Below are 26,574 nucleotides of genomic sequence, written 5' to 3'. Positions count from 1 at the left end.
TTTTAATTAAAAAACGCCCTTTCTCCTATAGTGACTTTGAGTCGTATTAGGAGGAGAGGGCGTTTTTTTGTCTCAACATTTGCTCTCAAATGTGAAACGTGAAACGTGTTCATTACGTTGTATAAGTAAAGAATTCCATAGAAGGGAGAGAACACCGCACTTATGTATAAGGAAATTAATGAACAGTTGGCAGTGCTCAAGGAAAAGGGAAGAATTTACGAGAAATGGACCAAACGTCTGGAGAAACTCCAGACGGAGGAAAGCGAATGGGAAGCAAAGGTAAAACGTCGTCTGGAGCATCTCCAGAAGGAGCAGAAGGACGTTGATCGACTGAACAGTATGACATTGTCCGCATTTTTCTATCAACTGATTGGCAAGAAGACAGAACGTCTGGAGAAGGAAGAGCTGGAGCTCATGGAGAGCAAGGCTGCATACGACACCGCTTGTCGCATGTTACAAGACGTACAGGAGCAACGAATTCATGTGGAGCAGGAGTTGGAGGGTGGGCGGCAGTATCAGTACTGGCAGAGCGACTACAACGCGCTGTGGGGGAAGAAGGAAGGTCGTCTGCTGGACCAGGATGCGGAATTGCAACAGATGGCTGAGAATCGGGAACATCTGGCCAGTGAGCTTCAGGAACTGGATGAAGCTTTCCGGGAAGGAGAATATCTGCTCTATGCCCTTGAACGTGCGGAGAAGGCTTTGGCTTCGGCAGGTAATTGGGGTGTGTATGACATGATGGGCGGTGGGGTCATCTCCACACATATCAAGCGAGGACGAATGGATGACGCTCAGGTCGCCATTATGGATGCAGGAAAGCGTCTACGACGTTTTCAGAAGGAACTGGAGGATGTAGAGATGGCAGTACACGCGGATCTGCATCTGGGAGGTCTGCTTTCATTCGCAGACTATTTCTTCGATAACCTCTTCGTGGACTGGATGGTTCAGGACAAAATACGCAAAGCCGAAAGCCAGGTGAAGGAAGGACTGAGCGCGGTTCGGAAAACCATGCATGTTTTAAGAAATGAAATGCGTGACCATAAGGCAGAGTTAGAGATTTTGGAGCGGAAATATCATGCATATGTGGAACAGGCAGATTAAGAGATATGACAACAAAGGCCACTTCCAAGCACACCGAATTGCTGTGCTTGGAAGTGGCCTTCTGCTTAGAGAAACATATGAATGTTATCCATGATAATTTCGTAGATAAATGATGCTGTTTTACTTGGTCGTAATGTAGGCAGCGAGCAATCGTGCCGTATTCAGGACAGCGTTTTTATGTGTACGCTCCATGGAATGAGATGCATGAACCCCTGGACCAATCAGTGCTGCTCGGATATTGTTTCCTCCGCGTAATGCTGCACTGCCATCTGAGCCATACTGGGGATAAATGTCGACGACGTAATCCAACCCATCCTGTTTGGCCAGTTCAATGAGACGGCTAGTCATATCATAGTCATAAGGACCAGAAGAATCTTTGGCACATATGGAAATATCGGTTTCTTTGCAACTGAGATCGTCACCCATGGCTCCCATGTCTACAGCGATCATTTCACTGATTTCCGCAGGGATATATGATGCGCCATGTCCAACTTCTTCATAATTCGAGATGAGCAGAGAGACGTTATGTACTGGTTTCCAGCCGTCGCGATGTGCAGACTCAAGGATACCGAAGAGGGCAGCCACGCTGGCTTTGTCGTCCAGATGACGTGATTTGATATAACCACTTGGAGTGATGACTGCGCGAGCATCGAAGGAGATAAAGTCGCCCACAGAGATCCCAAGTTTCAACACATCTTCCTTGGAAGAGACGACTTCATCAATTCGAACTTCCATATGGCTCTCGGTCCGTTCAAAGGTACGTGCATCCGGATAAACGTGGACAGACGGATGAAGGGAGAGAATGGTGCCTGTGTATGTCTTTCCATCCCGAGTATGGATGGTACAATATTCGTTTTCGATACTTTGCATGGAAAATCCACCAACAGAGGTCAGCTTCAATGTGCCATAGGATGTAATCGAGCGTACCATGGCTCCTAAAGTGTCCACATGGGCGCTCAGTGCAATGGTCTTGGTCGAATCCTGCCCTGGCAAGGTAAGCACCGCACCACCCTTGTTATTCAGCTCACAAGCGATGCCCAGTGATTCTGCTTCCTTGCGGATCATCTCGATAATATGATGTGTGTAACCACTTGGGCTTGGTGTATCCAGTAATTTTTTCAGGAAAGACAGAACGTAAGCTTCATCAATTGTAAAACTCATTGTGTAAATTCCTCCTCGGATCGTGGGTATGATGTGAAACAAAATACAGCCTGTCTGGGGGAGAGAATGTGATACTACCATTCCTGACTCGCCAGCAGGCTGTCTCTGATTGGTTACAGTGTTTCCGTAGGGTTTCCTTTGCGCTGACTCTGGATTGAATCATTCTCCAAGAGGCTGTCGGATTCATTTGAGTCAAGCGAATCCATCGATTCGAAAGAATCTAACGTAGATTTGCTTGTCGCGGAGCTTTCCAGTTCAGATACACGCAATTTCAATTGCTTGTTCTCGCGTAGCAGTCGGTATTGGCGGTAGATGCCATACGAACCTACAATAATTCCACCGATCAGGGTACAGCCGAGAATCAGCAAGATCAGCGGAATTTGAACCGTGTTAAACAGCAGATTAACTTGTACGGAATCTACATTAATGACCGCAAAGATTCCCGTGAGCAGTGCAAAAACAAGACCTGCTATGAGTGCCCATTGCATTTTCATAGTGTTGCCTCCTTGTTAAACAATTGAGAACTAGATATGCATTACCGAATTAGGGTATGTTGCATCTTGTCTTGTATTGATTATAAAATCCCCTGCCCAAACGGGCAAGGGATGCAGGTCATATAAAAGACAACCTTATTTGGTTAGTTGCTCCATCTGTTCAATCAATTCCTTGAACACACTCATCGCTTCACGAATTGGCTGTGGTGTAGACATATCCACACCTGCTTTTTTCAGAATGTTGATGGAGTAATCACTGCCACCACTCTTCAGGAATCCAAGATATCGGTCAACAGCTGGCTGACCTTCTTCCAGGATTTGCTTGGAGAAACTGGTTGCTGCTGAGAAGCCTGTAGCATATTTGTAAACGTAGAAGCTGTTATAGAAGTGTGGAATACGAGCCCATTCCATCTCAATTTCTTTGTCGACAGCCATGCCTTCTCCGTGATATTTAACGTTCAGATCATAATAGATCTCGGATAACAATTGTGGTGTTAATGCGTCGCCTTGTTCCGCACGTTCATGAATGATTTTCTCGAATTCAGCAAACATGGTCTGACGGAATACCGTTGTACGGAATTGGTCGGCATAATAGGTTAACAGATACAATTTTTCCTTTGGATCTGTTGATTTGTTAAGCAGATAATCCATGAGCAACGCTTCGTTGGTTGTAGATGCAACCTCGGCCAGGAAGATGGTGTACTGGGCATCACGATACGGAAGTGTTGTATCCGAGTAATGTGAATGCAGAGCGTGACCCATTTCATGTGCGAGTGTGAACATGCTGTTCAGGTTATCTTTGTGATTCAACAAGACATACGGGTGAGTGCCGTAAGCGCCCCAAGCATATGCGCCTGAACGTTTATTTTCATTCTCATATATATCGATCCAGCGGTTATCATATCCAGTCTGCAGTGCGTCAGCATAGTCCTTGCCGAGTGGTTTCAGACCATCTTTGACCGTTTGTTTCGCTTCCTCGTAGGTAATATCCATTTTGTACTCGTCTACGAGTGGAGCGAACAGATCGTACATGTGCAATTGATCCACACCCAGCAACTTTTTGCGCAGGTCCATATAACGATGCAATAACGGAAGGCTCTCGTGAATGGTGTCTACCAGATTTGTATACACATCCGTTGGGATGTTATCTCCATATAAGGACATTTCCATCACGGAAGGGTACTTCCGAACATTAGCATAGAACATATTTTTGGTGACATTTGCATTCAAGGCAGCCGCAATTGTGTTCTTCTGTTTGGCATAGGTTTCGTATACCGCTTTGAAGGCACGTTCGCGAACTTCACGATTAGGATTCTCCAGGAATTGAATGTAGCTGCCATGTGTCAGCTCAACTTCGTTCCCGTGTTCATCCTTGATTCTTGGAAACTTAAGATCGGCGTTATTCAGCATGCTGAAGATTGTCTGTGGTGCTTGTGAAAGGTTGCCTACCTGTGCAAGCAAAGCCTCTTCTGCTTGGCTAAGAACGTGGGCTTTTTCGCGTTTCATCTCTTCCAGCGTAAATGTATAAGCAGAAAGTTTTTCGTTCGCAATAAATGCGTCCAACTGATCATCTGGCAGGGAGAGAATCTCCGGTGTGACAAAAGAAAGTGCTTCACCAACCCGTACGCTTAATTTCTGGGCTTTTTGGGACAGGTTTTGATATGTAGGATTAGCTGTGTCTTCATCTTGATGCATACGTGCATACACAAAGAGGCGTTCTATTTTGAGGCTGATCTCATCTTCGAATTCGAAGCAAGATTTGAGTACATCAGGTTGATTCAGTTTGCCTTGGAATTCGGAGGCCTTCTTGGTCAAAGACGATACTTCTTCATATTCCTGATCCCAAGCTTTCTGATCGGCAAATAAATCTTCCAGTTTCCAGCTATGTTCAGCCGGCACCTCAGAACGTTTCAATAATTGACTCATGGAAATCCTCCTTTGATGATCTGATGAATGGTTGGACGAAGCTGCCTTCGTCTCGCTCGCCTGTGCGGAGAGAGACGAAGGAATCAGACTAAGTACCAGGATAACAGATAGCGATTTCTGGTATTTCAACGGCCTTCCTCCTTACGATACAAATAATCTCGTATAGTATGACCTTAGGCGCGTTGAAATATTTGAGCATGTGGGTCCCCGTTGATTAGGTTCCCATGTTATACAGAAAATAAACGATCAGGAAAAAGGCGAAACAAATGAGCAGGGTAGCAATAAGCGCCATCCCCCGTCTCAGTCGATCCGGGATGGAATTGCGTCCCAGAATAAGCACAATACCAAGGGAGAAGGCAAGGATAATAAAGATGACGACATTGCTTGAGTCAAGCTGCATGGGTTAGACCCCTTTGAAGGCAGCCATCAATTGACGCCATTCATCCTCACGGTTCTCAAAATCTGCTTTTGGGAAGCGGCGTTCAGCCCAGTGCATTAATGCAGGACGGCTAAGGAAAGTATGGCATTCTTCGCCCCACTCTTCCGAAATTTCTCGCAGTACGAGATATTTGCCTTGAACTTCTACGGTCATCATATTCCACTTGTCTGTTTTGTATATTTCATGTTTTTTTATCATAGGTAGTCTCCAAACTAACGGTTTTGGTAAAATGATACCGTACCCTACGATTCAAAGCAAATTTTTTCGACATTTATGGAAAGATAAATTGCAAAATGGAAGCCCATACAGTATAATAAGGGTATTCGCCATAGATGGCGATATTTTTAGGAGGTTTTTCATTTGAAAGGTACAGTTAAATGGTTTAATGCAGAAAAAGGCTATGGCTTTATTTCAGTTGAAGGCGGCGAGGACGTATTCGTACATTTCTCCGCAATCCAAGGAGACGGCTTCAAAACATTGGAAGAAGGTCAAGCGGTAGAATTCGAAATCACTGATGGAAACCGTGGTCCTCAAGCAGCTAATGTAAACAAACTGTAAGAATTTTTCCGGTCAACGGACTTCTTATATATGATAAATTTATAGCTGAATATTAAGAATTCAAGCACAGTCCCCTGAGGGAGGCTGTGCTTTTTTTGATTCTAAATTTTCGGTGAAAATAACGCTTGAATATAGGGTAGGTTCACTGTTGTTTAAGAGACACGATTGGTGGTCATGCTGGACCATAACTTCAATCCGAAACCGATCAGCGCAGCCAGAGAGAACGCCATAGCGGTGAGATAAAAGGTTTGTCTGCCTGCATGTTCCAGCAGCAGTCCGCCCAACGTTCCACTAAGAAGTCCCGAAGCACTGGACCAGACAATGGTGAACAAGGCCATACCCGTAGCTCTGTAGCCGTCCGGAACTAGGCGAATGATGTAGCGGACCGCCGTAACGTAGAAAATACCAAAGGTAACACTGTGCATCGTCTGAATCGCAACGACAGCTGCAGGTGTATCGGATATGGACATGAGAAGCAAACGAACCGTATACATCAGTGCAGCAAAAGCGATTAGCGGCAGTTCTTTATAACGGTTTCCATACTTGCTGAGCAGCAGAAATATGGGGATTTCACTTACGGAGGAGATCAGCAAAGACCAACCGATCAGCCCCTCACTGGCACCCAGTTCTTTCAGCGTGATGGTAAGAAAAGCTTCGTTCATCCGATGTCCCATGGCAAGCAAAAATACACAACCAAAAAAGGTGAGTACATCTCTGCGTTTCAAAATAGCCCATAGCCCCGATAGATCCATTTTGTTACTACTCCCCGAAGGCTGATCCTTTAATTGAAAACTGATCAATAATGTAGTGGCAGCAAGACCGACACATAGCCAGATTGTCCATCCTGGACCAAAAGATCCAAGGAAATACCCGATACTTAATGCAAAGAAGGCATACCCGATCGATCCGAAAACTCGAATGGAAGTGAAATTTCGTCCATACTTGCTGGCCGTAGTAATGGCCATCGTATCAGAGAGCGGATAGACCGGATAATAGAAAAAGTAAAACAGGGTCACGAGCACAAATACCTGACCGAAAGTCGTAGCGTTGGCGAGCATGATCCCTGTGATCAATTGACCACCAAGCAGAATGATCATGACTTTGCGCACGGTTTGGTATCGGTCACTGGCCATGCTCCAGAACATATTGGAGAACACGGAGATGAAAGGGCCAATCCCGTAGAGATAACCGATCTCAGCCCGACTGAAGCCCAGATGACTAAAGTAAAGCTGGAAGTAGGATACCACCAGAACGGTGGAACCAAAGATGGTGAACATGAGGGCCCGCAGCCAGTTCTGATCCGGGCGGGCGTTGTGACTTAATTTCATGATGAGAGACTCCAATCTTGATAACAATTCAATGATGTTATTACCCTTTCAGGGATGTTGATTTACGGGCTTTAGGCACAGACATCGTAGGTTCTTTCTGCGTGCGCCGGATGACAAGCCAGACAATAACAAGTTCGGCGAGCAGGCCAAGGGATTGGGCTACAGCGCCAATCATGCCGTTCCATGCAGGGAAAATACTAACAAGAATAAGCAGCACGATTACCGTACAGATTGCATTCGCCGTTTGCGAACGAAACATCGTTTTTGTCTGACCGCGTAGCAGAATGAGACCATTGCTGAAATCCAGAAAAGGGAAGATCAGCGGAAATAAGATGAACGCACGCAGTGTCCACAGACTTTGTTTCAACAGTTCGCCCTGAACGCTCATGACATTTTCAAGTACCCATGGTCCCAAGGGGGTATAGGCAATCGACACCATCATTGCAAACGGAATAAATCCGGTGACAAGTGCGAATTTTCGTACCAGTTTAGCGTCCACAAGGTAGAAATTCAGTACGATCTGATGGATGTATGTAAAGAAGCTTAGCATCAACTGCATCAGACTGCTTGCTATGGCAAAGGACGAAATGGCTAGGGCGATCCCGGTCGTTTTGCCAAGTACGATGTTAATAACCGGTCCTATGAACAGCGCTACAAAGCTGGATAACAGCAGCGGCTTATAAAAGAGAAATACGTCTCCCCTGCTCTCGACGGGATGATCCTCAAGCTTGGCTGGCATCTTGCGCATGATGCTGTTTCCCTCCAAAAAGCTGATCAGCGCTTCAATCATCATGCCAGCAGCAAAAATAATAGCGCCTACACGTCCACTGTCAATGCTGTCTGTGTATATGAAATAGAGGGATAGGCCGTACATCCCGGCTAAACGGAATACCATCCCGATCGTTAACCACTTGGTGCGGTTATTCGTAATGATGATCCCCTGATAGATGTTGCGAATCACTGAAAAGATACTCACATACATGAGAATTTCATATACGTCGATGACTTTGTTCAGCAGATCCGGACTTACACCAAACAAGTATTTGAACACCCCGGTACCTACGGGAGAGTATGCGATGAGAAAACCGATGAGAAGCACACAGGCAAGAAATATTTTGGTCACAAACGTGAGGGCCTGAAAGGATAAGCGATCGCGAACCAGTGCGGAACAGGTTTGCCGTAGCAGGGTGGAGGGACGTTCCGTGAGGGTTAACAAGCTACCGGCGATGGCATAGCTGGCAATAACCGTCTCGGGATGAGCGGAACGTGCTAACGTGCTGTTTATAATGACGTGAGAAATAGTGACGAGAGAGGCGGAAATACCTAGTGGCACAAAAAAAGAAAATAACCGTCTCCACGAAAGTGATTCACTTGACGACATGTCAACGACTCCTTTGATGGGATAAATATGGCTAGTATATCACAAAGCTTTGAACGCCGATGCGATTTTTTATGCGGAATTTGCGGCAGATCATTTGTACAATTAAGGGGATCATATTATAATGGGAATGGTTAAAAATTGCTCTAATACGTATTCAACCAAGTGGAGGCACATTTATTTTGAGCCAATCAAATCGAAAACGTCATCAATATCCGCGTGGACCGCTGGCATTGATGAGAGGGGTGTACAAATACACCATTCCGGAAACACGGAAGGCACTGAATGGATGGCGTGCCCAAGCTGAAGCGATTCCGAATGAGGAATTGCGTACGCAAGCACTTGCCAGTCTGAGGGATAAACAGTTTCACTGTGAAGGCGGAACCGTCTATGCATTAGCTGATTTGCCCAACAGACACATTCTGATTCCGCTGATCGTTTCATATCAAACTATTAGTGATTATTTGGACAATCTGTGCGACCGCAGCACGTCGATGGACCCGGATGACTTTCGTCTTCTCCATCAATCTATGCTTGATGCGGTAGATCCCGAAGCAATTCCCGTCAATTATTATGCCCTCCGTGAGGAGCAGGATGACGGCGGATATCTGCGGAATCTGGTGACCACATGTCAGGAACTGACCCGTCAGTTACCAGGCTATACGTCCGCCAAGCCCCAAATTCAGGATCTGGCAGGCCTATACGCGGACCTGCAGGTATATAAGCATATCAAGCCGGAACTGAGAGAAACGGCACTGCTCGAGTGGTGGTCGGAGCATCGTCATCGCACACCTCAGTTTCGTTGGAACGAATTCGCTGCTGCAACTGGCTCTACACTGGGCGTATTCATGCTGTTTCTGGCTGCGAGTGACGATCAGTTGACTGAAGAGCAAGCGGCCTCGATCCACACGGCCTATTTCCCACATGTATGCGCATTGCACATTATGCTCGATTATTTAATTGATCAGGATGAGGACCGCATCGGGGGAGATCTCAACTTCTGCAACTATTATGAGAATGTAGAGACCATGCTGGACCGAATTGCTTTTATTGTGGAGATGGCACGCAGTGATGTGCAGAAGATCCCGGGAAGCTCCTTTCACCGGATGATCATCGAAGGACTGATTGCCATTTACCTGTCTGATCCCAAAGTCAGCGAACAGCAGGAAGTTCGCGTTGTATCCAAACGTCTGATGAAAAATAGTCCGATGACCAGAATATTTTTCTTCATTTTCAGTCGCTGGATACGGAATCATATGTAAGTCAGGTGTATTGTTGCGGAGCCTGAAGTGAAATTAGAGGAGGAAGAAACATCATGACAGCAGTAAAGAAAATCGCAGTATTAACGAGCGGTGGTGATTCACAGGGAATGAACGCGGCTGTTCGTGCGGTAGTTCGCAGTGGACTGTTCTACGGTCTCGAAGTATACGGAGTGCAACGTGGATACCAAGGTCTTTTGAATAATGACATTTTCCCAATGGATCTGCGGAGTGTCGGGGATATTATCCAGCGTGGCGGCACGGTGCTGCAATCGGCACGATGCAAGGAATTCTACTCGGCGGAAGGTCAACAAAAGGGTGCAGACATTCTGCGTGCACGTGGCATTGACGGTCTGGTTGTTATCGGTGGGGATGGTTCCTACAATGGAGCGAACAAACTGAGCAAGCTGGGCATTAACACGATGGGACTGCCAGGAACGATCGATAACGACATTTCATTCACCGACTATACCATCGGATTTGATACAGCTGTAAGCGTAGTGGTGGATGCAGTGAACAAATTGCGTGATACGATGTCTTCACACGAACGTTCTTCCATCGTTGAAGTTATGGGTCGTCACTGTGGGGATATCGCCCTGCATGCCGGACTTGCTTCGGGTGCGGAAACGATTCTAGTGCCGGAAGTTCCGTTTGACATGGACGAAGTGGCAGACCGCATGAAAGCCAACTTTGCACACGGCAAACGTCACAGTATTATCATCGTTGCTGAAGGCGTGGGCAAGGGTGAGGATGTGGCAAAAGAACTGATGGAACGTTGCCCAACGTATGAGCCGCGTGTAACCGTCTTGGGTCATATTCAGCGTGGGGGTACGCCGACACCATTCGACCGTAATCTGGCAAGCCGCCTGGGCGACTTCGCTGTTCGCAGTCTGATTGCAGGCGAGACAGACAAAGGTTGTGGCTTTATCAAGGGTGAACTTACCCTGACGGATATTGATAAAGTGGTTAACACGAAAAAAGATTTCGATATGGAAACGTACGAACTTGCACAACGGTTGTCCCAATAATACGCTTCATAAGCAAAGAGCACTATCCCGCATGAACGAGGATGGTGCTCTTTTTGTTGTTTCACGGAGTGAGTATATCCAATCCATATCGATGTTACGCTTTGCGCAGGGCGGCTTGTTTTTGTACCCAAAAGAGCCTCCAGAGAAGTGCTGTTGCTCCTACAGCAAGGCCGGCAATGAGTCCGATCCAGTAACCGAAGGCACCGAGTGAAGTATACGTAGCAGTTAGATAACCTACAGGCAAGCCAATAATCCAATAAGCTACGAACGTAATGATTAGTGCCGGATTAACATCTTTGTAGCCACGCAATGCTCCCTGGGTCGGTGTAGCAATGGCATCCGAGATCTGAAAGAAAATGGCGTAGATGAGGAAATGCTGCGTAAGTGCAATGACCTCTCGATCGTTTGAATATACGCCTGCAATCTGTTCGCCGAACACAATCAACACGATGGCTGTCAGCAGTGAGAGCCCGATGGCTCCACCAATTCCGAGCAGACTGTATTGTTTGGCATCTCTCAGACGCCCTGCACCTGCCTCATAGCCCACAAGGATTGTCAGAGCCATACATATGCTCACAGGCAGCATGTAGAGCGTAGAAGCGAAGTTCAGCGCCGCTTGATGGGCAGCGATCGTTGTGGTGTCAAAACGACTCATCATTAAAGTCACAGCAGCGAAGATGGACGTTTCGAAAAAAGTTGCGAATCCAATCGGAACCCCGATTTTAAGTAACTCTTTCCATTTGCCCAGAGATATGCGTGTCAACTGACGGAAAATGCCGTATTTGGCGAAAGGTTCAACCCGATGGACAAAAAAGAGACTAATGAGAAAGATGAGCCAGTACGTACAAGCTGTAGCGACTCCAGCGCCAACGCCGCCCAATTGTGGGAAACCCCAGCGACCAAATATCAACAGATAATTCAGCAAGATATTAACGGGCAGGGAGACCAGCGTAATAAACATTGTAGCTCGCGTTTGGCCTAGTGCATCCATGAAGCTGCGTAGCACCGTATATCCGAAGAGTGGGATAATGCCAAAAGCGAGTGCGCACAAAAAATAGAAGGCAACTTGGGCAACACGAGGCTCCAGAGGCATCCCGTTCAGTATAGGGGCAAGTAACAACGCCCCGGCTCCGATCACGACGAGACTGACGGCAATTCCAAGATACAACGCCTGTATGACGTTATACCCGATCTGATCATTACGTTTGGAACCTAACAGATGTGAAACGACAGGTGTTATGCCAATTAGAATCCCGCTTAGTCCAGTTTGAACTGGCATCCACAGACTTGTGCCGATCGCAACGCCTGCAAGGTCGGCCGGAGAAAACTTGCCTGACATATTCGTGTCGAAGAACGACATGGCAGAGAGGGCGATTTGAGTGGTGAAGATGGGCAAAAATATAATCAGGAATTGCTTCACTTTTTGTGAAAAGCTTGTTGTGTTCATGTTCACTGGCAATGCCTCGCTATTCTAAAGAGATGTCATCCGAGTGTCATATATGGACAGCTATTTATTGTAGTGGATTTTGTTCAATTTGAATAGGGACAGAAGCAGAGTAGAGGGTACAGAGAAAAATGGATACCAAAAAACCTCGCTCCGCTTCAAGCAGAACGAGGTTGGATGAAATGAGAAGTGTGAAAGAGTGCGGATTACTTATATTGTACACCTGATGTATAACGGTTGGACGCATTCCAGAGCAGATATTCATGCACATCCATGTCTTTCATCGCTCTAATCTGGTCTTCCACTTGTTTATTGCCATACTTGATATAATGCCCGCTGCCCAGCCAGCTTGCTGTGAAGTCCTGGATCCACGGACGAATGACGGGTTTGAGCTCTTTGGTGGGGTCCAGTTTCTTATGCGTATCTTCCATTGAACCCTTGATAATTGTGTAAGGATCTTTGTCAGGGTCCTTGACCCCATACCAGCCAGTTGAATAGTGACTAGGGTATACCATCGGTGAGATCACGTCCACATTTTCGGATATCTTAACAAAATCCTGTCCAATGCCTTCAGCCGCAGGTACAGAAGCGGCATAACCGAAAATATCAACAGAGACACGAACACCTAGCGGGGCCAACTCCTTGCGTGCATATTGCACGAATTCAGCCACGACATCGACGCGGGACTTGTCAGATTTGGTATATTTCAGTACATCGGCTCGAGTTTCGAAACCTTCCGGGAAACGAACGTAGTCAAATTGAATCTCTTTGAATCCAAGCTTCGCTGCTTCCTTGGCTATCTCAATGTTATAGTCCCATACTTCCTTGCTGTACGGATTCACGAAGCTGTCTCCTTTGCCATTCGCCCATACAGATCCATCCTTGTTTCGGAATGAGAGCTCCGGATTTTTCTTGGCAAGAATCGTATCTTTGAATACAACGACACGTGCAATCGGGTAGACCTCATGTTTTTGCAATCGTTTCATCAAGGCATCGATATCCCGAATAAAAGGTTGGGATTTGCCCATTTTCTGAAGCGCTTTGTTTTCTGTGGGATAAGTTATGTAGCCGAGATCGTCTTTGATATCAATGACCATGGCATTCAGTTCTGTACTGTCTGTCAGTTCCAGCAATTCTTTCATACGTGCGCCGCCGGCGCTGTAGGCCGTAACATAGATACCCTTGACCACGGGTGCATCAGGTTGAGGATCAATTTTGGCAGGTGGGTTATCGGCGTCAATAACAACCTGATCTTTTTGAGATTGGATAATTGCGGTGTTAAAACCGTTGGTTAGCGATTGGAATTGAGGATTTCCCTGGTCCGCCACTGCGGGGGCACCACCAAAGCTTCCAAAGGCCATAGCCAGTAAAGCCCATAACATGTTCATTCATTTCAACTCCCTTATGTGCATTCCATGTATGAATTATACATTAAAGCCTCTGGGATTTTAACCATATTAATCAAGTAATGAAACACATGAAAAAAATGAAAACCGCTACCTGCTGAGGAAATCCCCTGCAAGAAGCGGCGTGATCAATCTGAAAAAAAAATTATTGAATGTAAATCTCATTTTGATGCTCACAAATACTGTACTGAATGATTTCCATTGCGTCTCCCTGTTCCAGGATGCCCAGCCCATCCCGGAGGACAATCAGTGAGTCGAGTTCATTCGGTTTCAAGAAAGGGAGCATTTCCGGGCACCATCTGTTGACAATTTCAAACAGTTTTACCGTTTCCATATCCACAATAATCACCCTTTCCTACTCGAATTCCAAAATGGTAAGTCATTCGGTGCAATTCGGGAAAGCATATGGCCTGTGAAATTGAAGGGTTGAACCTGCTATACAACATATTTAGAAGCCGTACACCGTTATTATACCACAATGTTGTGAAATGTTAACCGTACAGGTGTCTCAACTTCTGCGGAATGAACCCATAACACCAACCGTTTCCACAATGTTAACAAAAGCGTTTGGATCTGTATCCTTGATAATACGTTTAATTTCAACCAACTCGTAGCGGGTGGTAACGGTCATGAGCATGTCTTTTTCAATATCCGTGTATGCTCCCTGAGTTTTGATTTTGGTAACTCCACGAGGCCGAACAAGTAATTTTTTTAACATGGCTTCGGTTTCGTTTGTAATAATGTACAGTGTTACTTTGACGTGACTGATATGGATCAGATCAAGCACTTTGCCTGTAATGTAGATGGATACCATGGAAGCCAAGGCTGTATTCCAATTGTCACTCAGGTAACCTGCAAGCATAATGATCGAACCATTCATGCCGGCCATCACTGTACCAATCGGAAAGTCTCGTTTTCGCGTGAAAATGGACCCAACAATGTCGAGTCCTCCTGTGGAGCCACCGACTCGGAAGGAAACGCCAGTGCCCATTCCAATAAGCACACCGCCAAATACAGAACTAAGTAAAGGGTCTGTAGCCACAGCAAAAACAGGCAGAAGCGCAATGAACCAGGAAGTGGCTGCTACCGAAAGAATACTTAATGTAATGAAGCGTCGTCCAAGAATAAACCAACCTGCAATGAGCAGGGGAATGTTAAGAACAAAATACATTATACTAAGATTCAACGTAGTAAAATAACCCAGAAGCATTGAAATACCGGATACCCCGCCGCTTAAAAGCTGATGGGGGACCAAAAACCAGTTAAAGCCGCAGGCAATAGCTGCAGCACCCAAAATGATCACTAAAGAGTGCCAAATTATTTTGGGCAATTTAATCACCTCATTTATATTTAAAACCAGATTGCTGGTAATCTTGAATTGTTTTGTGATATAATAATTTGTGGATATTCTTGAGTAGGAAACTTTTCCTAAATGGAGCAATAAAATTTTGAAATGTTTCAAACACATGTATGTAGTTTTAGTCTTATGTTGGGGACCCATTCATGGAATTATAATCGTTCGTGAAAATAATTTGCCACGTTGGGATACCCTATAAATATTAACGCTACTTAAGAATACAGACAACAAAGTGGATTGTCCACCATGTCCACCATATAAAAGGAGTATGAATAATTTTGACAAATTTAAATTTCTCAGATTTCAATCTTGAACCGCTGGTGCTGCAAGCCATCACTGAGCTCGGGTTTGAAGAAGCAACACCAATCCAATCGAAAGCAATTCCTTTGGCACTTGAAGGAAGAGATTTGATTGGTCAAGCACAAACAGGTACAGGTAAAACAGCTGCATTCGGTATTCCGTTGATCAGCAAAATCGTCAAAAGTGACGAGAAAATCCGCGCCCTTATTATGGCACCTACACGTGAACTTGCAATCCAAGTTGCTGAAGAGATCGAAAAACTCACTCGCTTCAAAGGTCTGCGCTCCCTGCCAATCTACGGCGGACAAGATATCGTTCGTCAGATTCGTGCACTGAAAAGAAAACCACAGATTATCATTGGTACACCTGGTCGTCTCCTTGACCATATTAACCGTAAAACAATCAAGCTTGAAGATGTACAAACCGTTGTTCTGGATGAAGCAGATGAAATGCTCGACATGGGTTTCATGGAGGATATCCAATCCATCCTGAAACAAGTTCCAGCCGAGCGTCAAACGATGCTGTTCTCAGCAACAATGCCTCCTAACATTCAAAAATTGGCACAACAATTCCTGAACAATCCTGAGCACATTTCTGTGATTCCGAAACATGTTAGTGCACCATTGATTGACCAATCCTATATCGAAGTACCTGAGCGTCAAAAATTCGAAGCGTTGAGCCGTTTGCTGGATATGGAATCTCCTGAACTGGCGATCGTATTCGGACGTACAAAACGTCGTGTTGACGAATTGGCTGAAGCTTTGCAAAAACGTGGATATTCTGCAGACGGTCTTCATGGTGATTTGTCCCAGAATCAACGTGATGCGGTAATGCGTAAGTTCCGTGACGGTAGCATTGACGTACTCGTTGCAACAGACGTGGCTGCCCGTGGTCTCGACGTATCCGGCGTAACTCATGTTGTTAACTTTGACCTTCCGCAAGATCCTGAGAGCTATGTTCACCGTATCGGTCGTACAGGCCGTGCGGGTAAAGAGGGTGCTGCTTGGTCCTTCGTTACACCGCGTGAGATTGATCACTTGCACTTCATCGAGCGTGTAACACGTCACCGTATTCCACGTAAACCACTGCCAACAATGGCAGAGGCAGTTGAAGGTAAACAACGTTTGACAGCAGAGCGCTTGCTGGAAATCGTACAATCAGGCGAACTTAACGAATACAAAGGTATTGCAATTCAAATGCTTGAGCAATATGATTCTGTTCAACTGTTGTCGGCTGCACTGAAGCTCCTGACAGGTGACAAGAAAGATGCTCAAGTTGATCTGACTCCTGAAGATCCAATTCGTGCGAAACGTCGTAAACCGGATGTTCGCTCTGGCGGACGGAAACCATCGGGTTACAGCGGTAACCGCAGCAGTGGTAGCAGCAGCAGTGGCTACAACCGTGACCGCAACAGTAGTGGTGGCGGACGTGGTGGCTACAACCGTGATCGTAACAGCAGCAGCAGTAGCAGCAGCACTGGTGGCGGCAGCAGAGAAGGTGGTTACAACCGTGACCGCAAACCTCGTCCAAGTAGCAACGAAGGACGTCGTCCAGCGAAAGATTCTTCTTTCGAGTAATATAAACGTATAATCTGAAAAATGGAGCGGGCAACTGCTCCATTTTTTTTATTTTCAAAATTACTGCATCATTTTTTTCACTGTCAGAAGCGGCCAGAAGCGCTAGCTAAGGACAATGACGATCTCTTTTCGGGAAGTACTGGCTTTTCCTATCTATAATAAGGTATATTAATATTAGACTTCAGGTAATTCGCAAGGCTGCAGAGGAGGAGAAATGTTTGGAATTTAAAGGAGCTATGGGTGGGATCTACCGGCTTACAGAGTGGATTACGAGACTGGCCGCAACCAATCTGTTGTGGGCTATTTGCTCGTCTCCGTTCTTGTTTTTCTTGATTATGAAACTGCTCGTGATGCAGCAGAACCTCGCCAACGAATCATTGCAAATGAACTGGGCTATAGCTATTGTGGCACCGCTTACACTGTTCCCGGCGACTTCGGCGCTGTTTACGGTTGTTCGTAAATGGAATATGGGCGATACGGATGTGCCGATCTTCCGTACTTTCTTTGTAGGTTACAAGGAAAACTACAAGCAAAGTTTAATTGGGGGCATTTTTTACACACTGCTGTTCGCGATTATGTATCTGGATTATACAGTGTACATGACGCAGTTCCGCAACATGCAGCTCGTGGGAATCATCATGCTAGTACTGCTTCTTTTGTTATTTGTATCACTCTTTAACTTTTTCTCGATGGTTGTACACTATCATATGTCCATCGGACTGATTATCAAAAACGCGGTATTGCTTACGCTGATCAGACCATTTCGTGTATTTTCCACATTGCTGGGAAGCGGATTGCTGTTCTACATCGGTTTCCGTTATCCGGTCTTGTTCGTTTTTTTCATTATCAGCATCATTGCTTGGTTCGCTTTCTTTAACTTCTACGCAACCTTCAACAAGATGCAGGAGCAGATGGAGAAGATGCAACTCAAGAAGGAAGAAGAGGAAGCTGCTGCGCTGGCTGAACAATCAGCAGCGAATGGTGAAACATCTGAGCCATCAGACGACAAAAACATTACATTGCAAAAATAAAACATGATGGATCGCCATTTACTTTTTACACAGTTAGGGATATAATAATTGTACATCCTGCGATGTACGTTTCGGTTATTCGTTGTTTTGAACCAATGATGATGTCTTCGGGAGATCAACACAGAATGTTGCTGAAAAGCCCTGTCTATACGACATGGGGACTTCAAAAGCATTTTTGCGGTCACCCACCTGCCAAGCAGGTTCATAAGACAATGTAGCCGGACGGCATAGGCGGGTTCCTAAATCTTCATGTACAGCACCCTGACTTTTCCTCTTCAGAAGGAATTTCAGGGTGTTTTTAAGTTGTGATGAATGTTTTTGATTGGTTTTACGATAAATATGATGCTTGCTCTTTTGTTACTACTTGAACAATGTTACACTAAGATACATAAATGGAACGGTTACATTCAAAGGAGGAAGGGTCTTGACCTTAAAGAGAACGCTCGTCGGTATCATCCGCAGCATGGAGGGGACCAGCGATCGAGCCAAGGATCCCAAGTTAAAAACACGGTATTATAACTTATCCAAAGACAGAGCCTGGGAAGAGGTCTCTTCGACACTCAAAAAGATTCCGGGTTATAAAGTGCTGCATGAAGTGCCTTCTGTTGGAGAAGTTATTCTGGAGAAGCGGACTACCTTTGGACGAACGATGGATATTACAGTTTCCATTATCTCGGTAAGTCCTGTTCGCAGTGCGGTGGATATGTATTCAGCTTCACGTGGTTCACTTGGAGACTTGGGTTCCAATTATCGCACGATTATGAACTTATTTTCTGTTCTGGATAAGAAGCTAAGCAAGTATAAAGCGAATGATTGAAATAGATGATAAATAATAAAAAGCGAGTGAAGGTTAACCTTCCTCGCTTTTGTTCTGAACGTATGGTAACCTCTACAGCAAAGCTTTTACAGCAGCAATCGCTTGTTCGAAGTTAGGGGAGTCTGTCATTTCAGGCAAATACTCCACATATGTAATCCGGTCTTTGGCATCCAAAACAAAAATGGAGCGCATGTCGAGTTGGAATTCTTTGATCAGAACGCCGTAGTCTTCACCGAAAGAACGTGTTTTGTAGTCTGACAATGTAACTACGCGGTCAACACCAGCTGCTCCACACCAACGGGCTTGAGCGAACGGAAGGTCAACGCTTACTGTCAAGACAACAACATTGTCTCCGAGTTCTCCAGCTTCAACGTTGAAACGACGAGTTTGCGCATCGCATACGCCAGTATCCAGGGAAGGAACAACGCTGATTAATTTGATTTTGCCTGCGAAGTCTTTCAAGGATGCATCTTCAACCAGGTTTTTGCTCAGGGTAAAATCAGGTGCTTGATCGCCCACTTTCAGTTCGGGTCCGATCAATGTAATGGGGTTGCCTTTAAATGTGGCTGCGCCTGTACGTTCTTGTGTCATAATAATGTTCCTCCTTATAAATTGGTGATCCGTGCCAAAATCCATTATAATCTTTTATGAAAGGCATTGTCCAATTCGGACATGTACCATTACGATGGATCAGAGATGTAAGTCCGATCTGAACAGGGTGGAGTGAAAGAAGAAATTTATGATATTTATTCGCTATGAGAACTGGAAAGGTTATTTGAAGTATTTCCCTTTGACGTCGATTTTTTTAATTGCCAATGTTGTGATGTTTATTGTGTTAACGGTGAACGGTGGCTCAATGAACAATATGGTGCTGCTGAAATTCGGGGCACTTACGAATCATGAACTGTTCGCACATGAATGGTGGCGTTACATCACATCCATCTTCCTGCATGCGGGCTTCAGTCATTTATTGTTTAACAGTTTTGCGTTAATTGTATTTGCACCACCGATGGAGCGTTTGCTCGGGTCGCTAAGGTATGGTGTATTGTACCTGGGTGGCGGTGTATTGGGTAATATTCTTGCTGTTGCGTGGTATAACTCGGTTGGCAGCATTACCATCTCTGTTGGTGCTTCAGGAGCGATCTATGCCGTCTATGGTGCATTCCTGTATGTAGCCCTGTTCCAGCGCACCATGATGGATGAGGCTTCACGCAAAACGATGTACACGTTGCTTTTGTTCGGGATCATATTCTCCTTCGCTATGTCGGGCATCAACTGGATGGCTCATCTTGGCGGATTGCTGGGTGGATTCTTTATTTATGGACTGTTAATCAGATTGTGGAAACCCCGCAGCTTAAAGCGGTAGTCAGAACGTTCTCAAGATGGAATGCAATCAAGGATAAGTAGGGTATAACAGATTGGAGCGATCAGGCGAGTGGAATTAAGACAGTTGCATTACTTTTTGAAAGTAGCACAGAAGGAACACGTAACACAGGCTGCTGAAGAGTTGCATGTGGCACAGTCGGCGGTGAGTCGTCAGATTCATCAGCTGGAAGAAGAACTGGGCGTGGACCTTTTTATGCAAAAGGGGCGAAATCTGCAATTGACTGCAGTAGGGCAGCTTTTTTGCAAACGAATTGAAGGCATATTAAAAGATTTGGATAAGGCGGTCGGGGAAGTTCATGAATTTCTTGACCCGGAGCATGGGGAGATTCGGATTGGATTTCCGCATAGCCTGGGGATTCATCTCATTCCTTCCGTGGTGGCTGCTTTCCGTCAGCGCTACCCCAACGTAAAATTCAGATTCAAGCAGGGGATGTTTCCTACGCTTATTCGTGATGTGTTATCGGGAGAAGTAGACTTGGCATTCATTTCTCCTTTTCCAGAAAAACATGATCAAGTAGATGGTGATATTGTACTCACCGAAGAATTACATGCCATCCTTCCTCCCAATCACCCGTTAGCTGGTGAAGAGACGATTGCGCTTGAACAACTCAAGGATGATAAATTTGTATTGTTTAGCAAAGGTTATTCTCTTCGTCCTATTGTGTGGCATGCCTGTCTGGAAGCTGGTTTTACACCCAAGATCGCTTTTGAAGGTGAAGAGACCGACACGATCCGTGGATTGGTTGCTGCAGGCATGGGGGTCAGTCTGTTACCGGAAATGGCATTATTCCAGACGAACCCGCTACAGCCCGCGCATGTGGCCATCTCTCATCCCAAAGTAACACGAACGATCGGCTTAATTCATCGTGCGCATGACAAGCTGCCGCTCGTTGCCCAGTCCTTTCGTTCATTCTTGCTTACCTATTTCGGTTTACAACAAAACAATACCCCATCCGATTAACGGTGGGGTATTGTTTTTTTGTTGTATTAGGTATCCAATTAATCACGGCTGTTGAAGATTCCGATGTAACGAATCAACTCAAGCAGTGAGATCAATGCTGCAGCGACGTAAGTTAAAGCTGCGGCGTTCAGAACTTTTGCAACACCTTTTTCTTCTTCATTACGGATGTAACCTTCGGATACCATGATCTCTCTGGCGCGATTACTTGCATTGAACTCAACCGGCAAAGTGATGAGTTGGAATGCTACAGTTACGGAGAAGAAGATGATACCGATACCTACAAGGTTCATGGCATTGAAGATGAATCCTGCAATTAACAGGAACGGAGCTAATCCGGATGCAAAGTTCACAATTGGGAAGATCCGGTGACGCAGTGCCAGCATCGGATAACTTTCTTTGTGCTGAATGGCGTGGCCAACTTCGTGACACGCTACCGAGACAGCTGAGATTGAGTTTTCGTAATATACTGGTTCCGATAAACGTACAACCCGATTGATCGGATCATAGTGATCAGAGAGCGTGCCGCGTACAGGTTCAATTGGAACATCATGCAGGCCGTTAGCATCGAGCATCTGGCGAGCGGCATCGTAACCGGTTATTCCGTTCTGGTTCGGTACCTCCGACCAACGTCTAAATGTACCTTTAACGCGAAATTGCGCCCATAAAGAGAGCAAAAAGGCGATAATGATCAATACGAACATACCGTTATTAAAACTCATAATCATTCCTCCGCTTTCTAAAAATAAGCTACATCATGGTGTTCTCAAGCAAGATTTTAAGTGCCTCCATTGTACCGGCACTTTTGGTAAGGAGTCCTGCCATCATTTTACGTGCTTGTACAGGTTTCATCTCTCCAAGTAGCGGTTTGAGTTCGTTAACCTCTCGCTCAAGTTGTTGTACATGAAGCTCCAATGTTGTCAACTTGCTGGCAACTTGTTCTTCTGTACTGACCAGACGCCACTTCTCTATAGATTGTTTAATCTCGTCGAGACTATACTTCTCTTGTTTCATCTGTACAATACGTTCAAGCCTCGTTAAAGTTTCATTACTATAGAGACGATAATTTTTTTGTGTGCGTTCTTCAGGAGCGATTAATCCAAGTTTTGTGTAATAATCAATCGTCCGTTCACTAACACCAGCGGTTTTAGCGAGTTCGCCAATCCGAAAAAGTTTCATATCCCCAATGATATTCACCTCGCTTGCAAGTTCGATTGTAGGGAATTGTAGTTTCAACTTGTGAATTTCTAGACTACGCCCAATTTTTCTTACTAATAAGTATGATACATGATCTTTAACCGTACAGTCAAACGTTATGCTTTAGCGATCAGCATACTGCATTTCTATATCTATGTACTCATAGAATGTGATTATGTACTTAAGTGCAAGAAAAAGACGTATGACTTTATTCCCAGAAATAATTTTCAGTTTTGATGAAAATACTCTTGTCAACTTTCCTCTCTTCTGCTTATAATGACATTAAGAGTTTCACGTTATGTGAAGAAACTTAACATAAGAGGGAGTGGGGTATATGAGAAAGAAATGGTTGGTTTCCGTGTTAGTAATGCTTACTTTGTTCGCTTTTCCGGTCAGCGCATTTGCGGCTGCGGAGGGTCCGACTAACATTGAACTTCAAAGTGGTTTGAACTCAGCCTTTACGTTTTTGGCTGTTGTACTCGTGTTCTTGATGCAAGGGGGATTTGCTTTACTCGAAGCGGGTTCAACACGAATGAAGAATGCAGGACACATTGCGGGTAAGACCATCCTGACGTTGGGAATTTCAGTAATTGCCTTCTGGGCTTTGGGCTTCGGTCTTGGTTTCGGTAATGGTAACAGCTTCTTTGGAACAACAGGATTCTTCCTGAGTGGAGACAAGATGGCTGCATCCTTCGAATCACTGGCTTTCTCCGATGTTCCACTGACTATTAAATTCGTATTCCACCTCGCCTTTGCGGCGGTATCTCTGGCCATTGCCTGCGGTGGTATGGCTGAACGTGCAAAAATGAGCGTATATATTGTTTTTGGTACTCTTTATACCATTATCATGTATCCGGTTGTTGCTCACTGGGTATGGGGCGGCGGCTGGTTGGCTGAGCTGGGTATGCAAGACTTTGCAGGATCGACAGTTGTTCACTTGACTGGTGCGACTGCAGCATTGGTAGCTACCATCTTGTTGAAACCACGTATTGGTAAATATAATAAAGACGGCAAACCTAACATCATTCCAGGTCACAACCAAGTGTATTCCGTACTCGGGGTTATTATCCTCTGGATCGGTTGGTTCGGATTCAACCCAGGTAGTACATTATCTGCCATGGGAGATGGATTCTTCGGTTATGTTGCATTAACTACTAACGTAGCTGCAGCAGCCGGTGGTGTTGCTGCGCTGTTGATCTCATGGGCAGTACTTGGTAAGTCTGATATTCCTAGCATGTTAAACGGTGTGCTTGCGGCACTCGTTGCAATTACAGGAGCATGTGCATTCGTTGAACCTTGGGCAGCTCTGGTTATCGGTGCTCTGGCGGGTATCATCACATTCTTCACAGCACAGTACTTCGATCGTAAAGGAATTGACGATCCAATCTACGCTTTCTCCGTACATGGTATTGCTGGTATGTGGGGTGCGATCTCCACGGGCTTGTTCGCTACTCCTGAACTTGCCGAGAATGCTGGTGTAGGTCAAGCGGGTCTGTTCTATGGCGGTGGATTCCACCAATTGGGCGTACAGCTTCTAGGTCTGGCAGGTGCTTTTGCCTTCGTACTGGTAATGTCCTTCATTATTCTGGGCGGTATGAAAGCGATCATGGGCATCCGTGTTACTGAAGAAGAAGAAACAATGGGTCTGGATATCAGTGAGCACGGTACTTACGGATACCCTGAACAAATGAAAAATGTAGATTCTAAATCGGGTGGCGGTACGTTCAGCTCCTGAGGTGAATAATGCTGAAACATGCTTCAGGGAGGCTGGACATGATGGAACCCATCTCATATACAAACTATTCCTGGTCTTATCGGGGAATCGATGGTGCGGTGTCTGTTCAAGAACTGCGCCAGGCACGTGTGATATTACAGAATGAGCTCCAGGAATTGTTGTCCGCTTCCTTGTCGCCAATCGAGTGGTACCAAACGGTAAATGAACTGCATGACCGGATTGCACGGAAAGCAGTAGAGTTATGCATTCAGGGGATGGTTGAGGAAGGCTACGGCCAACCTCCCGTCCCCTATGCCTTTATCGTATTTGGCAGTTCCGGCAGGGAAGAAGCAACGTTATGGAGTGATCAGGATAATGGCATGATCATTAGTGATACCCCACACGAAGGTAAAGAGGCGTATTTTGCCGAGCTTGGACAGCGAATGACGGATATGTTGGAAGGGCTTGGTTACGCCAAGTGCGAAGGCAAAGTCATGTGTTCAGAGCCGCTGTGGAGGAAAACGCTGACGTCATGGAAGCAACAATTAGCAGATTGGAGCTCGGATCTGAATTGGGAGCCCGTTCGTAATCTGATTATTGCTTCAGACATGCGTTTTGTTGCAGGTGAGCAAAGTCTGGCGGAGGAATGGATCACGAGTTTTTATGAACAGTTCAGACTGGTTCCTGAACTTTCGGATGCAGTACTTCGCAATACGGTTAAACATAAAGCTACATTAAATGTACTGGGACGTGTGGTCACAGAACGATTTGGTGAACATGCAGGCGGATTTGATGTCAAGTATGGTTTGTATATTCCGCTGGTGAACAGTGCCCGTTATTTGGCTTTGCAACATGGGATCAAGGAGTCATCTACGTTAAAAAGAATGGAGAGACTGACTTCACTTGAGGCTGTTCCATTTACATTACTGGATGCATGCCAGCGGGCCTTCTTAGCCGCTTTGAAATTTCGCCGAAGTACACCGGTTGTCATCCAAGGGGATTTGCAACATAGCAGTGGGTTCCTGGATGAGAAACAGATGAAACAAAAGCAAATTCATTATGAGCTCAGGGATACGCTCGGGTTGGTACGACGAGTGCATCGTGCTTTGCAAAGACAGTTGCGTTTTGCAGAAAGGAGACGTCCATGAGAGAGCCGGCAAGGGGCAATACAGGATTCTGGAATTCGCTGCGTCAGGGAGGGGTTCCTTCCGCCATCGCTTCCATTATGGGAGCCCCTACGGCGCAACACATGGCGTTTATCCGTTCGATGATGAGAGAACAGCGCAGACCTGAGGTTCTGCATACACCTCTAAATGAGCTGGACGCAGTTGTATTTGATCTGGAAACGACGGGTTTTTCGCCCCAGCACGGGGATGAGATTATCTCATTTGGTGCGGTCCGTATACATGGAGGTGTGGTACTGGAAGGAGAACAGTTCTATACGGTGGTGCAGTCCAAGACTGCAGTTCCGGAACATATTACTGAACTTACAGGTATTACACAGGAGATGACGCTGGACGCACCGACTTTGCTGGAGGGATTGCATGATTTCATGTCTTTTGTAGGCGGAAATGTTCTGATTGCACACGCAAGTGCGCATGACCGAGCTTTTCTGAATGCAGCTCTGTGGCGGACTTCAAAGGTAAGGCTGACACATCGTTTAATCGATACGATGATGTTGGCCCGCTGGCTTGAACCAAGCAGGCCGGGGTATGGTTTGGATGAATTGCTGGAATCCAGAGGGATTCCGATCTATGGGCGTCACCATGCACTGGAAGATTCGAAAATGACTGCACAGTTATGGTCCTGCTACTTGGAGGACATGACTCGTAAAAAAGTGGAGACATTGGGTGATCTGTATACCCAGCTAAGTCACGCGTAACGGAACGGGAAGCAGATTGTATGAAGGCACAACGCGGTGTGTCGGATCATGCGATTCCTTCGAGGATTCAATCAGATAACCGTTCAGATGCATATGAGATCGCAACCCGCTTGTTAGGTCAGGTGAGCCGATGAGGTACATCTGAAGCAAACCGGCGAAGGCCGGAAGCGCTAGGATATCCTCTACGGAAGGAACGGGCCTTGTATGTGGATGAGAATGGAAGATACCAATGAGCTTAGGTTCGGAAAATACACACCGAATCCATTCGGCATCATCCAGAGTAAAATGGTGCAGCGGGTCAGGTGCTACGTTACGAATGGGCTGAAACCGACTGATTCGTATACCGCCCGCTGCGGTTTCACCCAGCATAACCCCGCAGGCTTCTTGCGGCAGCGAAAGGAACATGTGCTTTGACATCTCTTGTTCTACGGAAGAAGGGATGTAGAAGGCGTTTTGCTGCCCGTGAAGTGCTGCCATTTGTATTCACCCCTCTCTCTTTGGCTCCTGCTATGGCAGGAGTCCTTTTTCATTTTATTTTCTGTGATGCAGATTGTAAAATTTTAACCCTAAGTTGTCAGAATTCCCTCACTTCTAAAGTGATGGGATGAATGGCAATGGTCTTCCCTTTTGGATTAGCCCAGGCTATAATATAATTGTTCAGTCGTAATATAAAAAAGGCTGTGATATATGTGGAATTAGACTCTAATAATCATTCAGTGTTCTCGCTTCATTATCATCTTATTCTAGTCGTAAAGTATCGGAGAAAAGTAATAAGTGATGAAATATCGAATAGGTTGAAAGAGATATTTGAGTACATTCAGTGCAATTACAAC

General features: G+C 45.6%; 28 protein-coding genes and 1 other RNA gene. 14 read left to right on the top strand and 15 right to left on the bottom strand.

The window, feature by feature from the left end; genetic code table 11:
• Positions 1-162 precede the first annotated feature (162 nt).
• Entirely contained in the window at positions 163-1,101 is a 939-nt protein-coding gene (locus tag J7E78_RS13295; RefSeq protein WP_215076650.1) for a hypothetical protein, read from the top strand.
• A gap of 120 nt (positions 1,102-1,221) precedes the next feature.
• On the opposite strand, the gene J7E78_RS13290 is transcribed toward J7E78_RS13295, so the two are convergent.
• The 5 genes from J7E78_RS13290 to J7E78_RS13270 form a co-directional block, all read right to left on the bottom strand.
• Positions 1,222-2,262: a M42 family metallopeptidase gene (locus tag J7E78_RS13290; RefSeq protein ID WP_215076649.1), complete on the bottom strand. Its 1,041-nt coding sequence runs from the start codon at positions 2,260-2,262 to the stop codon at positions 1,222-1,224.
• A gap of 113 nt (positions 2,263-2,375) precedes the next feature.
• Positions 2,376-2,756 (bottom strand): LapA family protein, encoded by a 381-nt coding sequence (locus J7E78_RS13285; protein WP_215076647.1) that lies wholly within the window; start codon positions 2,754-2,756, stop codon positions 2,376-2,378.
• A 135-nt stretch (positions 2,757-2,891) separates the two neighbouring features.
• Positions 2,892-4,682: an oligoendopeptidase F gene (pepF, locus tag J7E78_RS13280; RefSeq protein ID WP_215077100.1), complete on the bottom strand. Its 1,791-nt coding sequence runs from the start codon at positions 4,680-4,682 to the stop codon at positions 2,892-2,894.
• 214 nt (positions 4,683-4,896) lie between these two features.
• On the bottom strand, positions 4,897-5,082 hold the full coding sequence (locus J7E78_RS13275) for a hypothetical protein (RefSeq protein ID WP_047842378.1): 186 nt from the start codon (positions 5,080-5,082) through the stop codon (positions 4,897-4,899).
• A 3-nt stretch (positions 5,083-5,085) separates the two neighbouring features.
• Positions 5,086-5,319, bottom strand: a complete 234-nt coding sequence (locus tag J7E78_RS13270; RefSeq protein ID WP_017689395.1) for a hypothetical protein — start codon at positions 5,317-5,319, stop codon at positions 5,086-5,088.
• A gap of 162 nt (positions 5,320-5,481) precedes the next feature.
• On the opposite strand from J7E78_RS13270, the gene J7E78_RS13265 reads away from it, so the two are divergent.
• Positions 5,482-5,679 (top strand): cold shock domain-containing protein, encoded by a 198-nt coding sequence (locus J7E78_RS13265; RefSeq protein WP_017689394.1) that lies wholly within the window; start codon positions 5,482-5,484, stop codon positions 5,677-5,679.
• 152 nt (positions 5,680-5,831) lie between these two features.
• Here the strand turns inward: J7E78_RS13265 and J7E78_RS13260 are convergent, their stop codons facing one another.
• Both J7E78_RS13260 and J7E78_RS13255 read right to left on the bottom strand, forming a co-directional pair.
• Positions 5,832-7,007 (bottom strand): MFS transporter, encoded by a 1,176-nt coding sequence (locus J7E78_RS13260; RefSeq protein WP_215076645.1) that lies wholly within the window; start codon positions 7,005-7,007, stop codon positions 5,832-5,834.
• A 40-nt stretch (positions 7,008-7,047) separates the two neighbouring features.
• On the bottom strand, positions 7,048-8,388 hold the full coding sequence (locus tag J7E78_RS13255; protein WP_215076644.1) for a multi antimicrobial extrusion protein MatE: 1,341 nt from the start codon (positions 8,386-8,388) through the stop codon (positions 7,048-7,050).
• A gap of 179 nt (positions 8,389-8,567) precedes the next feature.
• On the opposite strand from J7E78_RS13255, the gene J7E78_RS13250 reads away from it, so the two are divergent.
• Together J7E78_RS13250 and pfkA are read left to right on the top strand one after the other, a co-directional pair.
• The gene (locus J7E78_RS13250; RefSeq protein WP_215076642.1) at positions 8,568-9,647 is read left to right on the top strand and encodes a tetraprenyl-beta-curcumene synthase family protein; all 1,080 of its coding nucleotides are present in this window, start codon (positions 8,568-8,570) and stop codon (positions 9,645-9,647) included.
• 53 nt (positions 9,648-9,700) lie between these two features.
• Complete coding sequence (gene pfkA, locus J7E78_RS13245) at positions 9,701-10,672, top strand: 6-phosphofructokinase (protein ID WP_215076640.1); 972 nt, start codon at positions 9,701-9,703, stop codon at positions 10,670-10,672.
• 94 nt (positions 10,673-10,766) lie between these two features.
• Here pfkA and J7E78_RS13240 read toward each other — a convergent pair whose 3' ends face one another.
• From J7E78_RS13240 to J7E78_RS13230, 4 genes are all read right to left on the bottom strand, one after another.
• Entirely contained in the window at positions 10,767-12,119 is a 1,353-nt protein-coding gene (locus J7E78_RS13240) for an MATE family efflux transporter (RefSeq protein WP_215077099.1), read from the bottom strand.
• Between the two features lie 203 nt (positions 12,120-12,322).
• Complete coding sequence (locus J7E78_RS13235; protein WP_215076638.1) at positions 12,323-13,504, bottom strand: putative glycoside hydrolase; 1,182 nt, start codon at positions 13,502-13,504, stop codon at positions 12,323-12,325.
• A gap of 163 nt (positions 13,505-13,667) precedes the next feature.
• Positions 13,668-13,856: a hypothetical protein gene (locus J7E78_RS29400; RefSeq protein ID WP_029880762.1), complete on the bottom strand. Its 189-nt coding sequence runs from the start codon at positions 13,854-13,856 to the stop codon at positions 13,668-13,670.
• Between the two features lie 174 nt (positions 13,857-14,030).
• A complete protein-coding gene (locus tag J7E78_RS13230; protein ID WP_091017520.1) occupies positions 14,031-14,852 on the bottom strand; it encodes a YitT family protein in 822 nt (273 codons plus the stop codon).
• A gap of 305 nt (positions 14,853-15,157) precedes the next feature.
• On the opposite strand from J7E78_RS13230, the gene J7E78_RS13225 reads away from it, so the two are divergent.
• The 4 genes from J7E78_RS13225 to J7E78_RS13210 all read left to right on the top strand — a co-directional run bounded on the left by J7E78_RS13225 (position 15,158) and on the right by J7E78_RS13210 (position 18,604).
• Positions 15,158-16,756, top strand: a complete 1,599-nt coding sequence (locus J7E78_RS13225) for a DEAD/DEAH box helicase (protein WP_215076636.1) — start codon at positions 15,158-15,160, stop codon at positions 16,754-16,756.
• Positions 16,757-16,974: 218 nt separating this feature from the next.
• Complete coding sequence (locus tag J7E78_RS13220; protein WP_215076635.1) at positions 16,975-17,787, top strand: YesL family protein; 813 nt, start codon at positions 16,975-16,977, stop codon at positions 17,785-17,787.
• Between the two features lie 51 nt (positions 17,788-17,838).
• Positions 17,839-18,029, top strand: a non-coding RNA gene (gene ssrS / locus J7E78_RS13215) — 6S RNA.
• Positions 18,030-18,211: 182 nt separating this feature from the next.
• Entirely contained in the window at positions 18,212-18,604 is a 393-nt protein-coding gene (locus tag J7E78_RS13210) for a DUF1499 domain-containing protein (RefSeq protein ID WP_017689382.1), read from the top strand.
• A gap of 72 nt (positions 18,605-18,676) precedes the next feature.
• Here J7E78_RS13210 and tpx read toward each other — a convergent pair whose 3' ends face one another.
• Complete coding sequence (tpx, locus tag J7E78_RS13205; protein ID WP_076318421.1) at positions 18,677-19,195, bottom strand: thiol peroxidase; 519 nt, start codon at positions 19,193-19,195, stop codon at positions 18,677-18,679.
• 148 nt (positions 19,196-19,343) lie between these two features.
• Between tpx and J7E78_RS13200 the strand changes: the two genes are divergently transcribed.
• Both J7E78_RS13200 and J7E78_RS13195 read left to right on the top strand, forming a co-directional pair.
• Positions 19,344-19,970 carry a rhomboid family intramembrane serine protease gene (locus tag J7E78_RS13200; RefSeq protein WP_215076633.1) on the top strand — a complete coding sequence of 209 codons (627 nt, stop codon included), beginning with the start codon at positions 19,344-19,346 and terminating at the stop codon, positions 19,968-19,970.
• A 69-nt stretch (positions 19,971-20,039) separates the two neighbouring features.
• The gene (locus J7E78_RS13195) at positions 20,040-20,951 is read left to right on the top strand and encodes a LysR family transcriptional regulator (RefSeq protein WP_215076631.1); all 912 of its coding nucleotides are present in this window, start codon (positions 20,040-20,042) and stop codon (positions 20,949-20,951) included.
• A 38-nt stretch (positions 20,952-20,989) separates the two neighbouring features.
• On the opposite strand, the gene J7E78_RS13190 is transcribed toward J7E78_RS13195, so the two are convergent.
• Both J7E78_RS13190 and J7E78_RS13185 read right to left on the bottom strand, forming a co-directional pair.
• The gene (locus tag J7E78_RS13190; protein WP_169478615.1) at positions 20,990-21,670 is read right to left on the bottom strand and encodes a zinc metallopeptidase; all 681 of its coding nucleotides are present in this window, start codon (positions 21,668-21,670) and stop codon (positions 20,990-20,992) included.
• Positions 21,671-21,698: 28 nt separating this feature from the next.
• Positions 21,699-22,127, bottom strand: a complete 429-nt coding sequence (locus J7E78_RS13185) for a MerR family transcriptional regulator (protein ID WP_215077098.1) — start codon at positions 22,125-22,127, stop codon at positions 21,699-21,701.
• Between the two features lie 352 nt (positions 22,128-22,479).
• Between J7E78_RS13185 and J7E78_RS13180 the strand changes: the two genes are divergently transcribed.
• Genes J7E78_RS13180 through J7E78_RS13170 form a run of 3 tightly spaced genes read left to right on the top strand, consistent with a single transcriptional unit; the run spans position 22,480 to position 25,741 of the window.
• Entirely contained in the window at positions 22,480-23,880 is a 1,401-nt protein-coding gene (locus tag J7E78_RS13180; RefSeq protein WP_215076630.1) for an ammonium transporter, read from the top strand.
• Between the two features lie 41 nt (positions 23,881-23,921).
• On the top strand, positions 23,922-25,007 hold the full coding sequence (locus tag J7E78_RS13175; RefSeq protein ID WP_397330575.1) for a DUF294 nucleotidyltransferase-like domain-containing protein: 1,086 nt from the start codon (positions 23,922-23,924) through the stop codon (positions 25,005-25,007).
• Positions 25,004-25,741: an exonuclease domain-containing protein gene (locus J7E78_RS13170; protein ID WP_215076628.1), complete on the top strand. Its 738-nt coding sequence runs from the start codon at positions 25,004-25,006 to the stop codon at positions 25,739-25,741. Before J7E78_RS13175 ends, J7E78_RS13170 begins: the two co-directional genes overlap by 4 nt.
• Here the strand turns inward: J7E78_RS13170 and J7E78_RS13165 are convergent.
• Positions 25,727-26,218 (bottom strand): M67 family metallopeptidase, encoded by a 492-nt coding sequence (locus J7E78_RS13165; protein WP_215076626.1) that lies wholly within the window; start codon positions 26,216-26,218, stop codon positions 25,727-25,729. The two genes, J7E78_RS13170 and J7E78_RS13165, sit on opposite strands and share 15 nt — an antisense overlap.
• A 212-nt stretch (positions 26,219-26,430) precedes the next feature.
• On the opposite strand from J7E78_RS13165, the gene J7E78_RS13160 reads away from it, so the two are divergent.
• On the top strand, positions 26,431-26,574 hold a 144-nt coding region (locus J7E78_RS13160; protein ID WP_311517448.1), incomplete at its 3' end, for a transposase.

This window comes from Paenibacillus polymyxa, assembly GCF_018614975.1.
In the GTDB taxonomy this organism is placed as follows: Bacteria; Bacillota; Bacilli; order Paenibacillales; family Paenibacillaceae; genus Paenibacillus; species Paenibacillus polymyxa_E.
This window is presented reverse-complemented; position numbering and strand designations above follow the sequence as displayed.